Source organism: Pedobacter sp. SYP-B3415, assembly GCF_004138205.1.
Lineage (GTDB): Bacteria > Bacteroidota > Bacteroidia > Sphingobacteriales > Sphingobacteriaceae > Pedobacter.
The window spans coordinates 79,726-93,176 of sequence record NZ_RXNQ01000005.1 but is presented as its reverse complement, the minus strand read 5'-3'; the positions used below and the strand labels follow the sequence as shown (position 1 = coordinate 93,176).

Genomic DNA, 13,451 nt, shown 5'->3' with positions numbered 1-13,451 from the left:
GTTTATTTGGTAAATTGATGCCATATTGGCTCATTGTTAAGAAAATGGATTTTAAATTATTTAAGGAGATGTTAGGAAGAACTTTATTTGTAACACTCACGGCCGCAGTCCTTGCCTGTCATGCAGCACCAAGGCAACAGCAGCTGGTAGACGGGGTTACAAACATAAAACCCGAGGAGCAGCAAATGCTGGTGGCCAAGGAGGTGGTGAACCTCATCGAAAATTATAACTACAAGAAGATCCAACTGAACGATTCGATATCATCTGTCATCTTTGATAAATATCTTAAAACGCTCGACGGCTCGAAAAACTACTTTCTGGCTTCGGATGTAAAGGACTTTGAAAGATTTCGCTACTCGCTTGATGATGATTTCAGAAACGGGGATCTGAGTGCACCGTTCTATATGTACAACGTATATATGAAACGGTTCGATCAGTGGTTAAAGTTTTCAATGAGCCAGATCAATACAAAATTTGATTTTACAAGCAACGAAACTTTTAATTATGACCGTGAAAAGCTGCCTTATCTGAATTCGCAGGAGGAATTGAATAAACTCTGGAAACAGCGCTTCAAATATGAGCTGCTTAATCTACGGATTGCAGGTGGTACAGATGCGAAAAACGCGCAGACCTTAACCACGCGTTACAAAAATCTGCAAACACAGTCTGCCAAAACAAACAGCCAGGATGTGTTTCAGGTGCTGATGAATTCGTTTACCGAATCCATCGACCCGCACACCAATTATTTTACGCCGCCGAATGCTACCGCATTTAACGAGGATATGGCCCGCTCTTTTGAAGGGATTGGCGCCAGGCTGCAAATGGAAAACGACGTGATTAAAATTGCTGAGATCATTCCCGGCGGACCGGCGTTCAAAAGTAAGCAGCTTTTCCAGGGCGACCGGATTACGGGTGTAGCTCAGGGACCGGCAGAATTTCTTGACCTTACGGGCTGGAGACTTGATGATGCGGTGTCAAAGATTAAAGGACCAAAAGGAACAAAAGTTCGCCTTAGAATCATTCCTGTAGGAATGGAGCTTTCGGCAAAACCTAGAATTATCGAGCTTACCCGGGACCGCGTAGTTCTTGAAGATCAGTCTGCCAAGAAAAAAGTAAAAACGATAACCGAGAACGGCAAACAGTATAAAATTGGTATCATAGAAGTACCAGCTTTTTACGCAGACTTCAAGGCAGCGAACGCCGGCGATCCGAATTATAAAAGCACAACCAGAGACGTTCGTCTGTTGCTGGATACCCTTAAGAACAAAGATAAGGTAGATGCAATCCTGATGGACCTGCGCAGCAATGGCGGGGGTTCCCTGCTGGAGGCAATCGAACTGACCGGCCTGTTTATTGATAGAGGACCTGTGGTACAGGTAAAAGACCTTCGCGGAAAGATTGACATTCAGAGCGATGAGAAACCGGGCGTGGCATGGGATGGCCCAATGGGTGTGATGATCGACCGGCTCAGTGCATCAGCCTCTGAGATCTTTTCGGGCGCTATTCAGGACTATGGACGCGGAATTATTATGGGAACCCAAACTTATGGTAAAGGAACTGTGCAGTCTGCTATTGACCTGAACCGGGTACTGAATGCTTCAATCCTGCAACGTTTTGCTGCATTGGTGAATAAAAAGAACGTTAAAGGAGCAAATGAAAACCCGCAGCTTGGTCAGATTAACCTCACCATGGCTAAGTTCTATCGTGTAAATGGAAGCAGTACCCAACACAAAGGTGTCATGCCAGATATCAACTTTCCATCTATCTATCCATTAGATAAAATTGGCGAGGATACAGAGCCCTCGGCATTGCCATGGGATGAAGTTTCTCCGTCAGGATTTAAGCCGGTGGCAGATCTTCGTAATGTTAAATCTACGTTGGTGGCGCTGCACAACGAACGCATGGCTAAATCACTCGACTACAAATTCCTGAAGGCTGATATTGCCGAAATGCAAAAGCGTGATGCCGAGCAGTCAATAACGCTGAATCAGGCAGCCCTGAAAAAAGAGCGCGACGAGGCTGAAGCCAAAAACCTGAACCGGTTAAATGAGCTGCGTGCTTCGCGCGGATTGCCGCCGGTTAAGAAGGGTGAGCGTCCAAAAAAAGACGATGATTATGATTTCATCCAGGAAGAGTCGCTTAGGGTAATGGCCGACTTCATGCGTCAGAACGGAAGCTATGTAATGAACCTTCCCGGCGCACGAAAAGACTTTTAAGCAGATGTAAAGGCATAAAAAAAGGCAGGTTCGTTTCGAACCTGCCTTTTTTTATGCCTTGCCCCCGTTCTTAAGCTTGTCAATCTGCATAGCCATCATTTCACGCATGGTTTTGTTCATGCCTTCAGTGCTTCCGTCCAGGAAGATCACATTACCCTCGCTGTTTTCAGCAAACTGTTTGATAGATTCTGTCCACATGGTAAATAGAATAACAGAGATATCAAGTTTGGCGCTTTCCATTTCAAGCGCAGCCTGAGTCATACCTTTTGCCACCTCTTCACGGAAGAGGGCGATGCCCTGACCGCGAAGCTGTGCAGCTTCACGTTCGGCTGTCGCAGCAATTTTGATGGCATTACCATCGGCTTCAGCAGCCTTAGTTTTGGTAATCAGCAACGCTTGTCCTTCATTCTCCGCGGCAGCTTTCAGGTTGTGTGATGCCACCACTTTACTCATTGAACGCATGATTTCTTCATCAAATGTGATATCGTTCAACTGGAGGTCCTGCAGGTGGTAACCCCAGCTTTCGAGAACAGGATCAATCTGGTGTTTTACATGCTCGACGATTTCGTGCCGCTGAGAAAGCACGTTAGCCTGGCGCTGTGTGGCAACATACGCGCGGATTGAACCTTCGATTGTTCGGATCAAAGCCTGCATCAGGTTGGTAGCATCGACAAACTTGAAGGCTACGTTTTTAATCGTTTCTTCCTGCTGGTCCAGCACAGAATACAGCAGCATGGCTTTGAAATACACGTTTGCCTGGTCCTGGGTAACGGCCTGGAAAGACAGTTCGACTGAGCGGTTCTGTATGGAGATACGGGAATGAATAGACTCGATGAGGGGTATTTTCAGACTTAACCCCGGGCGGAGCAGTCGTCTGTATTTACCGAAAATAGTAATGACTGCAATGGTTCCCTGCCGAACCGTTACAAATGAGCTGATCAGAATGACCAGCGCAACAAAAATGCCGATATATAATCCGTAATTCATATTTTTATTTTGAAAGGCAGGCGTCTTCCGCTTAATGACTTGTTCAGAATTCAGAGCGCCTATCCTCAAATATATAGAAATTGCCGGTAATCCTTTCACGGCCGCCGGCATTCCTTCCACACTAACTAAATAACATGAAAAGAAAACTAAAACTTATTGTTCCTGTATTGCTGGCAGCAGCAGCCTGTCAGAACAAAAGCGGTAGCACGTCAGATTCAGATGTACCTGCCAGGACTACCTTTCTCGATGTAGCAGGCATGGACACCACGGTGGCTCCGGGCGACAACTTCTTCCTGTATGCAAGCGGCAAATGGCTCGAGAAAACTGTTATTCCAAAAACAGAAACCGGGTGGGGGTCTTTTTATACACTCTATAATGATAACCTGAAAAATCTTGAAACTATACTGAAAGACGCGGCAGCCGAAAAGGCCAGCCCCGGTTCGGTAAGCCAGAAAGTCGGAGACTTTTATGCGAGTGGTATGGACACGGTTACTATAGAAAAACTTGGATATGACCCTATCAAACTGTTATTGGCTAAGATTGATGGTATCAGGAACCCGCAGGATATCATCAATTTTGTTTCGTCAGGTTACCCTGAGGGCCATACAGGTCTTTTGTCTTTTTATGTTGGACCCGACGATAAGATCAGTACAAAAAATGCGGCTCACTTTGGCCAGGCAGGGCTGGTTTTGCCAGACCGCAGTTATTACCTCGATAATGATGACAAGGCAAAAAAGATCAGGGAAGCTTATAAAAAATACATAACAACCTTATTTACGCTGACGGGCAGTACAGCAGCTGAAGCCGGTACGTATACCAAAAATATCCTTGAGCTTGAGACCAGTCTTGCCAAATCACATTCAACGCCGGTTGAATTACGTGACCCGCAGAAGAATTACAATAAGTTCGCCGTTGACGATCTTCAGAAACGTACCCCGGGTATGAACTGGCGCGATGTGTTGAACAAGCTGCTGATAAAAACAGATACAGTTCTAGTGGGCCAGCCAAAGTATTATGAAACGCTCAATGCGCTGATCAGATCGCAGCCTGTTGAAGTGTGGAAACAAAAACTGCGTTTTGATGCCATCAATTCATCGGCAAACGCCCTGAGCAAAGGCTTCCGCACCGCCAGGTTTGAGTTTTTCGGTCGCACGCTTAGCGGGCAGCAGGCGCAGACGGAGCGGTGGAAAACCATTGTAAACAGCACCGATAATAACCTGGGTGAGCTGCTTGGTCAGCTGTATGCTGAAAAACACTTCAAGCCTGAAGCGAAAAAGCGTATGCTTGAGTTGGTTAACAATCTGCAGAAGGTTTATAAAAGCCGTATTGAAAGGCTGGACTGGATGAGTCCTGAGACAAAGAAACGTGCAATTGACAAGCTTGAGGCTTTTCTCAAAAAAATTGGCTATCCGGATAAATGGAAAAAATATGACGACGTGAAAGTTGCGCGGGATACTTATTATGCAAATCTGCAGTCTGCCAGGAAACATGGTTACAAGGAGATGGCAGATAAAATGGGCAAACCAATTGACCGGACCGAATGGGGTATGACACCGCCAACCGTTAATGCCTATTACAATCCGTCTTATAATGAGATTGTTTTTCCTGCCGGCATCCTGCAGTTCCCGTTTTTCGACTTTAACGCTGACGACGCCATTAATTATGGCGCCATCGGAGCAGTTATCGGGCACGAGATGACGCACGGGTTTGATGACCAGGGCCGGCAGTATGATAAAGACGGAAACCTGAAAGACTGGTGGACAACGGCAGATGCGGCCAAGTTTAAAGAAAAGGCAGACAAGGTTGTAAAACTTTATGACTCGTTCAAGCTTTACGACCAGCATGTAAACGGATCGCTTACACTTGGAGAAAACCTGGCTGATATAGGCGGACTTAATATCGCCTACGAAGCATTCAAGCTGACCAAACAAGGAAAAGAGAACGATAAAAAAATCGATGGTTTCACACCAGACCAGCGCTTCTTTCTGGGCTTTGCACAGGTCTGGAGAATTAAAACCCGCGAAGAGACGATGCGTGTCAGGCTGAAGACTGATCCGCACTCGCCGGAAATGTTCCGGGTAAACGGGCCGGTGTACAATATGGAGGCTTTTTATAAGGCTTTCAATGTTCCGCCAACGGCAAAGATGTATGTTAAGCCTGCCGACCGGGTGGGCGTCTGGTAATCGCAGAAGGGGAACGAAACCGTTCCCCTTTTTTTGTGTTTATGTTCAGGCACAGATGTTGTATCTGATGCTCATACTACTAATTAAGCTTACACATGAACGTAAAACGCACCTTCGGAACTATTTTAACTATTTTAGGTATCATCGGCCTGATCTATGCAGGCTATGGCTTCGTCAATCAGTCAGGACAAACACGGGCCCTGGTTGTATACGGTATCATCGGCCTGATCTTTTTTGTGTCGGGCATCGGCCTGGTTAAAAATACAAAAGACGAATCCTAGACTACCGAACAGTCTTGCGGCGAATCTCACCGGCGACGGAAAAGTCAAGTTCATGTCCAGGAAAATCCAAGTTTGTAAGCGTCTTCAGTTTGCTGAAAGCAGCCTGCTGAGGATCAGTCTGTAGCCTGTTGACCTTGTCCTGCTGTACAGACACGACCTTCGCAGAAAGGAATTCGCCCTTCGAATTGATCTTCAATTGCAATAGGGGCGCAATGCCATTCGGACCTTTCAGGCTGAACATTCCATACGTACAGAAGTTGCCCAGGCTGTAGGCAATAAACCTGTTTTTGTATAGTTCGACGGCGCGTGTTACATGCGGACCGTGGCCAAGCACAACGTCAGCGCCTGCATCGATAACCGCATGGGCAAAGGCGTAAACATTGCCGCGATTCTCATTGTAAAAAATTTCGTTGCGCTTCGGCACCCTTTCGAACCGCGCACCTTCCGCACCGCCATGGAAAGATACAATAACAATATCGGCACGTTTTTTCAGATCGGCCACCAGGTTTTTTGCTGCCTGGATTTTATTGATGGATACGCAATTTTCATTGGGCGCAAAAGCACAGAAGGCATACCGTACGCTATCGATCTCAAAAAGTGAATACGGGTGATTGATCTGACCTGCATAATTGATCTTTAATGAATCCAGAATTTCGGCAGTGCGCCTGCGCCCTTTGGTATCGAAATCGCCTACATGGTTATTGGCAATACTCAATACATTAAAGCCCGAATTCTGAATGATTTCTGCGTAGCGTTCAGGCATACGGAACGCAAAACAGCTGTTGCTGTTAGGGTCTTTACATTTTGAAGATTTCCCTTCATCAAGAAGACATCCTTCTAGATTTCCGAAGACAACGTCGCCTTTCAAAAAACTGTCAACGGCTGAAAAACTTGTTCGGGCATCATCCGGCGGCAAGCCGGATTTTCCCGGATATGCAGAACCGAGCATGATATCGCCAACGGCCGTAATGCGGATGGTATCTTTAAGTATACGTGGAAGGGAATCGGCCTTTGCGCCTTCTGCAACAGCGGGGACCTGCGCCTGGTTTCCGCCGCAGGCGAAAAGAAAAAAGGTAGCGCTTAGAAGGCAAAAAAATGACTTTTTCATATTATATGGACAAAAAAAATCCTCCGGGAGTTACCGGAGGATCGTATATTTTTTCAGCTGTGCTTATTCTATTTCAAACTCTTTTCTGAAAGACTCCATAATTCTTCCGCCTTTATAAAATCCGCGTGAATAATATGGCTCATTCAGATTGCTGATCACAACACCTCGTGATGAAGATGCATGTGCAAACCGGTTGTCTCCGAGGTAAATCCCAACGTGTGAGATACTTCTGCTTTTAAATTTGAAGAAAACAAGATCGCCCTGTTTCAACTCTTCCTTAGAAAGCGGATCGACCATGCTGAAAATATCTCTTGAATTTCTAAGTATCGTCGTGTTGAAAACTTTGTCGTAAATCGCCTTGGTAAAGGCAGAACAATCGATGCCTTTTTTTGTATTGCCGCCGAACCGGTATGGTGTGCCGATCCATTCGTAAATAAATTTATAAAGCTTAACGTTTGATGTTGCATCTGCCGCAACACCCATTACCTGGGAAAAATACTGGCTTGCGAGGTTGTCAGGATCTTCTAGTTGAGTTGTTTCTTTCGATTTTGATTGCGAAAAAACCGTGGTGGCGGTCAATATGGCAACCATTGAACAGAACAAAAACTTTTTAATCATGTTATACAGTTAAGTTTGGGTAAAACACTTACACTTGAACGTACACCACCTGGGCTTATTGTTTGGTGTACAAAACTAGCTATATTTCAAATGTCATCCAAATAAGGAGTGTTAAAAAACCAAAGTTATCCACATTTTGCCTTCTCTTCGTGTTCATTTTACACTAAATCATTCCTCAAATTACAAGAAAAGGTTTAGATTTGCTGTCGCAAAAAAAACAAATCCAAGTAAATGAGTGCAGTAGAAATAACTAAAGATACCTATCTACAATGGTTCGAGTCGATGCTCCTGATGCGTAAGTTTGAAGAGAAGACAGGACAATTGTACGGACAGCAGAAAATCCGTGGTTTTTGCCACCTATACATCGGTCAGGAAGCCGTTGTGGCCGGAGCAATTTCGGCACTCAGGCCAGAAGATTCAATGATTACTGCTTACCGTGACCACGCGCACGCTCTTGCGAAGGGTGTCAGTGCAAATGAGATCATGGCAGAAATGTATGGTAAAGCCACAGGCTGTTCAAAAGGCAAGGGCGGATCTATGCACATGTTTAGTAAAGAACATAACTTCTACGGAGGTCATGGTATTGTAGGCGGGCAGATCCCACTTGGTGCAGGTATTGCATTTGCAGAAAAATATAAAGGCACACAAAACCTGAATGTTTGTTACATGGGCGACGGTGCTGTCAGACAGGGTGCGCTGAATGAGGCCTTCAATATGGCTATGTTGTGGAAGCTTCCTGTCATTTTTGTTTGTGAGAACAATGGTTATGCAATGGGTACATCAGTAGAACGTACCACAAACATGACCGATATCTATAAAATCGGACTCGGATTTGACATGCCTTGTGCACCGGTAGACGGAATGGACCCGGTTGCGGTTCATAATGCTATGGATGAGGCTGCTCAGCGTGCCCGTGCCGGTGAAGGACCAACCTTCCTGGAGATGCGTACGTATCGCTACCGCGGACACTCGATGTCTGACCCGGCAAAGTACCGTACTAAAGAGGAACTTGAAGATTACAAAGCAAAAGATCCTATTGAGCAGGTACGGGAAGTCATTTTGAAAGAAAAATACGCAGATCAGGCCTGGATCGAAGAGATCGAAGCCAAGGTTAAAAAGATTGTTGAAGACTCGGTAAAGTTTGCTGAAGAATCTCCATGGCCTGAGGCAGAAGAGCTTTATCTGGATGTGTATGCCCAGCAGGATTACCCATATATAAAGGATTAATTTTAAGAACCGTTTCAATTAAATAGCAGAATGGCTGAAGTAGTTAGAATGCCGAAAATGAGCGATACCATGACTGAAGGGGTATTAGCGAAATGGCATGCAAAAGTTGGTGATAAAATTAAAAGTGGTGATGTACTGGCAGAGGTAGAGACTGATAAAGCCACAATGGACCTCGAGTCTTACGAAGAAGGTACCCTCCTTTATATTGGCGTTGAAGAAGGCAAAGGCGTTCCGATCGATGCAGTGATTGCTGTAATCGGTAAGGAAGGCGAAGACTATAAGTCTGCGCTTGAGGCTGCAGGCGGCGACCAGGCATCCGCGTCAGCGCCAAAAGAAGAGAAAACTGAGGCTGCAGAAGATAAAAAAGAAGAATCTAAAGCTGAAGGCGGATCGGGGCTGAGCGAAGAAGAGCTTGCTAAACAAGGCGTTACCGTAGTTCGTATGCCATTGCTTAGTGATACCATGACCGAAGGCGTTATTGCCGAGTGGCATAAAAAAGTTGGTGACAAGGTAAAGGACGATGATGTGCTTGCTGATGTCGAGACTGATAAAGCGACCATGGAAGTGATGGGATACGCTGAAGGCACGCTGTTGCATATCGGTGTTGAGAAAGGCCAGGCTGCAAAAGTGAACGGTATCATTGCAATTGTTGGGCCTGAAGGTACAGACATCAGCGGGATCCTGAATGCAGGCGATGCTCCGGCCAAACCGGCAGCTGAGAAAAAAGAAGCTGCACCGGCTGAGGCGGCACCTTCAAAAGAAGAGAACAAAGAAAATGCTGCACCTGCATCAGATACAAAGTCGTCAGACGGCGGTCGCGTAAAAGCGTCTCCTCTTGCACGGAAGATTGCAGAAGACAAAGGCATCGATCTGAGCCAGGTAGCAGGAAGTGCTGAGGGCGGCCGGATCATTAAAAAAGATATCGAAAATTACAAGCCGGCGGCCCAACCGGCTAAAGAAGCGGCTCCTGCGGCAGCATCAGCTCCGGCTGAAAAGGCGGCGCAGATTCCGCAGTATATCGGCGAAGTGAAATTTACCGAGAAACCGGTTACACAGATGCGTAAGGTAATCGCGAAACGGTTGTCAGAAAGCCTGTTCACAGCGCCACACTTCTATCTGACCATGAGCATTGACATGGACAAAGCAATGGAAGCTCGTGCACGTATCAATGAGTATGCTCCGTCAAAAGTTTCGTTCAATGACCTGGTGCTGAAAGCCACTGCGATTGCCCTGAAACAACACCCTGCTGTTAACTCATCGTGGTTGGGTGATAAGATCCGCTACAATGAACATGTCAATATTGGCGTAGCTGTCGCTGTGGAAGATGGCCTGTTGGTTCCGGTTGTCCGTTTTGCAGATGGTAAGTCGCTCACGCATATTTCTGCAGAGGTAAAAGACTTCGCACAGCGTGCAAAAGCAAAAAAACTGCAGCCTGCTGATTGGGAAGGTTCTACATTCACTATTTCCAATCTGGGTATGTTTGGTATAGACGAATTCACAGCTATTATTAATCCGCCGGATGCTTGTATTCTTGCAGTAGGTGGTATCTCGCAGGTTCCGGTCGTAAAGAACGGCGCAGTGGTACCTGGCAACATCATGAAAGTTACGCTGAGCTGTGATCACCGTGTGGTAGATGGCGCTACGGGTGCCGCTTTCCTTCAGACTTTGAAAGCCCTGCTTGAGGAACCGGTCCGGTTACTTGCATAACAATACTATGTTGAAGCCGCCTGAAAAGGCGGCTTTTTTTATACCTTTCTTTCATGAAATTAACGTCACTCTTTTTTGCAGTCGCCCTGGCTGCATCGGGCGCTTTGGCGCAGTCAAAAAAAGTCATCACGCTGAGACTGGACCAGAACAAAACCTATTATCAGGAGAGCAAGGCCTCTGTTCTCATCACGCAGACGATACAGGGGCAGGATATCGTTGTCAGCATGGAGGTTGACGGGAGAGTCGCTATGCGTGTTCGCTCAAAAACTGACACCAGCTTCCTGATGTCTGGTAAGTATGAGAATTTAAAAATGAAGATCTCTGCTATGGGTCAGGAACAGTCTTTTTCATCTGCAGAAAAAAGCGGCCTTTCGGCAGTCTTTGCAGGTTTAACAGACAAAGAGTTCGATTTTACAATGAGTTCTTCAGGAAGGGTGTATAATGTGCAGCGCCTGAGTGAAATTTTCCAGACTGCGTTACAGATAATACCTGATGCGAAGGTTCGTGAGCAGGCCGCTGCGCAACTAAAACAGCAGTTTGGAGATAAGGTATTTGCCAGTTCCATGAATGTAATTTCGGCCCTGCTGCCGCCGCGGCCGGTGGCTGTAGGTGAGAACTGGAAAGTAAAGCAACAGGTCCAGTCTGTTGCTGAAAGCATGCTGGAGTCTGACTGCGTGTTAACTGCTGAAGATGCTAATGGTTACGATCTTTCGGTAAAATCCGTCTTGTCATCAACATCGGGCAAGACCGCCAAACTGAACGGAATGGATGTCGAGTATAACTTATCGGGAACTACGAAAGGGACGCTTCGTATTGATAAAAAAAGTGGATGGGTTAATCATGGTATTATGGAAGGCTCAGTTGGCGGTACGTTTGTCATAAAGCCCAACCAACAGTTGCCCGAAGGCATGACCGTTCCAATGACTGTAAAAACAGTAACCACCCTATATGACGGTGTAAGCGGCCCACCGGCGGTTGGACCGTAAATTACAATCTTTCTTAAGCAAAATCGTGAACCTGTTGTTTATGAGAAAACACCCATGCAATGGAAAAAGAAAAACTGGTTCACGAGGCATACCTCGTTTCGCATATAGTTCAGGAGAACGGTAACTTTCCCAACAATCCGAAACTGCCGCTGCTGATATATAAAGGCGCATTTTTATTAAAACCGGACGATACGACCGAAGCAATAAAAAAGACGTTTGCTGTAAACGGATATAACAATGGCTGGGAAAATGGCATTTATGATTATCACCATTATCATGCAACCACTCATGAAGTGATGGGGGTTTTCTGCGGAAAGGCAGAGGTGCAGTTTGGCGGAGAACACGGCGTTTGCATTGAACTGATACGCGGAGATGCGGTCGTAATTCCGGCAGGTGTTGCACATAAATGTCTGAAAAGCAGCGAGGATTTTCTTTGTGTTGGTGCATATCCCAATGGAAGGGATTTTGATATGCAGTATGGACGTGCTGAAGAACGCCCGGAAAATGATCAACTGATTGCCGCCGTGCCCCTTCCAGACAATGATCCGGTTTATGGCAGCAAGGGACATCTGCATGAATGCTGGTACAAATAGATGGCGGTCGTAGTGCATGATTGCTTCGGTAAGCTGAAAGCTCAAAGCTGTTTTGTACTTTTGCGGCTATGTCAAATATCAAACCCTCATTGGCCAAAGGAACCCGCGATTTTTCGCCTGCGGAGATGGTCAGACGCAACTATATTTTTGATACGATAAAAACGGTTTTCAGGAAATATGGCTATGCGGAGATTCAGACTCCGGCTATGGAGAACCTGCAAACGCTGACCGGTAAATATGGCGATGAAGGTGACAAGTTAATCTTCAAAATTCTAAATAGCGGTGACTTTTTGAAGGATCCCAAAAAGAGGGGCTTTGATTTTGCCGCTGAAGAAAACAGCAATAAATTAACGCCACTGATTTCTGAAAAGGCATTGAGGTATGACCTGACTGTGCCTTTTGCCCGGTATGTAGTCATGCACCAGAATGAAATCAGTCTTCCATTCAAGCGTTTCCAGGTACAGCCCGTTTGGCGGGCCGACCGGCCACAGCGCGGTCGTTACCGTGAATTTTATCAATGTGATGCCGACGTGGTTGGTTCTGACAGCCTATTAAACGAGGCAGAATTTGCTTGTATCTATGATGAGGCATTACGTACACTCGGCCTGAGGGATTATACGATCAAATTGAATAATCGTAAAATCCTTTCCGGAATCGCTGAAATGATTGGCAAACCTGAACTGATCATCGATATGACGGTTGCCATAGACAAGCTTGACAAGATCGGTTTGGATGGTGTGAGCAAGGAACTGCTTGAACGAGGCTTTAGTCCGTCTGATCTTGATATGCTTAAACCGGTTATTTTGCTTCAGGGCGACAACACAACCAAGTTGGATAGCCTGAAATCAGTTCTATCCTCGTCTGAAACCGGGCAGAAGGGCATTGAGGAACTGCAAACGGTACTGCAATATATAGAGCGTCTTCAGCCGGCTCTGACAAATGAAATCGTGGAGCTGGATATCACGCTGGCGCGGGGACTGAATTACTATACCGGCTGTATTTTTGAAGTTAAAACAAATGAGGTGGCTATGGGCAGCATTGGCGGCGGCGGTCGTTATGACGATCTCACCGGCATGTTTGGGCTCAAAGGACTGACGGGGGTTGGTATTTCTTTCGGTGCCGACCGGATTTATGATGTACTTGAGGAACTCAATCTTTTCCCTGATGCCGCCAGTTTGGGTACACGTGTACTGATTACAAATTTTGATGTCGCTTCTGAAGACTTTGCACTCCCGTTGCTGTCTCGCCTGCGCCAGGCCGGCATCTCAGCTGAGCTTTATCCTGCGGCAGCGAAGCTGAAGAAGCAGTTTGCATACGCTGATGCGAAAGGCATACCTTATGTCCTCATCGTTGGGAGTGAAGAAATACAAAGCGGCAAACCGGCGGTGAAAAACATGGTAACCGGTGAACAGGAACATAGGTCGATAGTGGAATTAATCGAGATGCTGAAAGGAGATTAATTTTTCTTTTTAGTTTAATTTTTAACTTAAAGTTGGTAACTTTACGAAAGTTACCAACTTTGCAGGAGTCGTGGTCTGTCCGGTT

At 46.1% G+C, this 13,451-nt stretch carries 11 protein-coding genes; 8 read left to right on the top strand and 3 right to left on the bottom strand.

Translation table 11 applies throughout. The annotated features are described in order from the left end of the window. Window positions 1-68 precede the first annotated feature (68 nt). On the top strand, window positions 69-2,216 hold the full coding sequence (locus EJV45_RS03600) for a carboxy terminal-processing peptidase (RefSeq protein ID WP_240755184.1): 2,148 nt from the start codon (window positions 69-71) through the stop codon (window positions 2,214-2,216). Window positions 2,217-2,267: 51 nt separating this feature from the next. Here the strand turns inward: EJV45_RS03600 and EJV45_RS03595 are convergent, their stop codons facing one another. After that, window positions 2,268-3,203 carry an SPFH domain-containing protein gene (locus EJV45_RS03595; protein WP_129714283.1) on the bottom strand — a complete coding sequence of 312 codons (936 nt, stop codon included), beginning with the start codon at window positions 3,201-3,203 and terminating at the stop codon, window positions 2,268-2,270. Between the two features lie 134 nt (window positions 3,204-3,337). Between EJV45_RS03595 and EJV45_RS03590 the strand changes: the two genes are divergently transcribed. Both EJV45_RS03590 and EJV45_RS03585 read left to right on the top strand, forming a co-directional pair. Further along, window positions 3,338-5,386, top strand: coding sequence for a M13 family metallopeptidase (locus EJV45_RS03590; RefSeq protein ID WP_129714282.1), 2,049 nt, complete (start codon window positions 3,338-3,340; stop codon window positions 5,384-5,386). A 95-nt stretch (window positions 5,387-5,481) separates the two neighbouring features. After that, window positions 5,482-5,667, top strand: a complete 186-nt coding sequence (locus EJV45_RS03585) for a hypothetical protein (RefSeq protein ID WP_129714281.1) — start codon at window positions 5,482-5,484, stop codon at window positions 5,665-5,667. Between the two features lies 1 nt (window position 5,668). Here the strand turns inward: EJV45_RS03585 and EJV45_RS03580 are convergent, their stop codons facing one another. Both EJV45_RS03580 and EJV45_RS03575 read right to left on the bottom strand, forming a co-directional pair. Further along, complete coding sequence (locus EJV45_RS03580) at window positions 5,669-6,775, bottom strand: CapA family protein (protein WP_129714280.1); 1,107 nt, start codon at window positions 6,773-6,775, stop codon at window positions 5,669-5,671. 63 nt (window positions 6,776-6,838) lie between these two features. Beyond that, window positions 6,839-7,393 carry a C40 family peptidase gene (locus EJV45_RS03575; protein WP_129714279.1) on the bottom strand — a complete coding sequence of 185 codons (555 nt, stop codon included), beginning with the start codon at window positions 7,391-7,393 and terminating at the stop codon, window positions 6,839-6,841. 231 nt (window positions 7,394-7,624) lie between these two features. Between EJV45_RS03575 and pdhA the strand changes: the two genes are divergently transcribed. The 5 genes from pdhA (at window position 7,625) to hisS (ending at window position 13,366) form a co-directional block, all read left to right on the top strand. Beyond that, window positions 7,625-8,620: a pyruvate dehydrogenase (acetyl-transferring) E1 component subunit alpha gene (gene pdhA, locus EJV45_RS03570; RefSeq protein ID WP_129714278.1), complete on the top strand. Its 996-nt coding sequence runs from the start codon at window positions 7,625-7,627 to the stop codon at window positions 8,618-8,620. 30 nt (window positions 8,621-8,650) lie between these two features. Further along, complete coding sequence (locus EJV45_RS03565; protein ID WP_129714277.1) at window positions 8,651-10,327, top strand: pyruvate dehydrogenase complex dihydrolipoamide acetyltransferase; 1,677 nt, start codon at window positions 8,651-8,653, stop codon at window positions 10,325-10,327. A gap of 53 nt (window positions 10,328-10,380) precedes the next feature. Continuing rightward, window positions 10,381-11,313, top strand: a complete 933-nt coding sequence (locus EJV45_RS03560; RefSeq protein ID WP_129714276.1) for a DUF6263 family protein — start codon at window positions 10,381-10,383, stop codon at window positions 11,311-11,313. Between the two features lie 59 nt (window positions 11,314-11,372). Further along, window positions 11,373-11,906, top strand: coding sequence for a hypothetical protein (locus tag EJV45_RS03555; RefSeq protein WP_129714275.1), 534 nt, complete (start codon window positions 11,373-11,375; stop codon window positions 11,904-11,906). A gap of 68 nt (window positions 11,907-11,974) precedes the next feature. After that, window positions 11,975-13,366, top strand: coding sequence for a histidine--tRNA ligase (hisS, locus tag EJV45_RS03550; RefSeq protein WP_129714274.1), 1,392 nt, complete (start codon window positions 11,975-11,977; stop codon window positions 13,364-13,366). The last annotated feature ends 85 nt before the right edge of the window (window positions 13,367-13,451 follow it).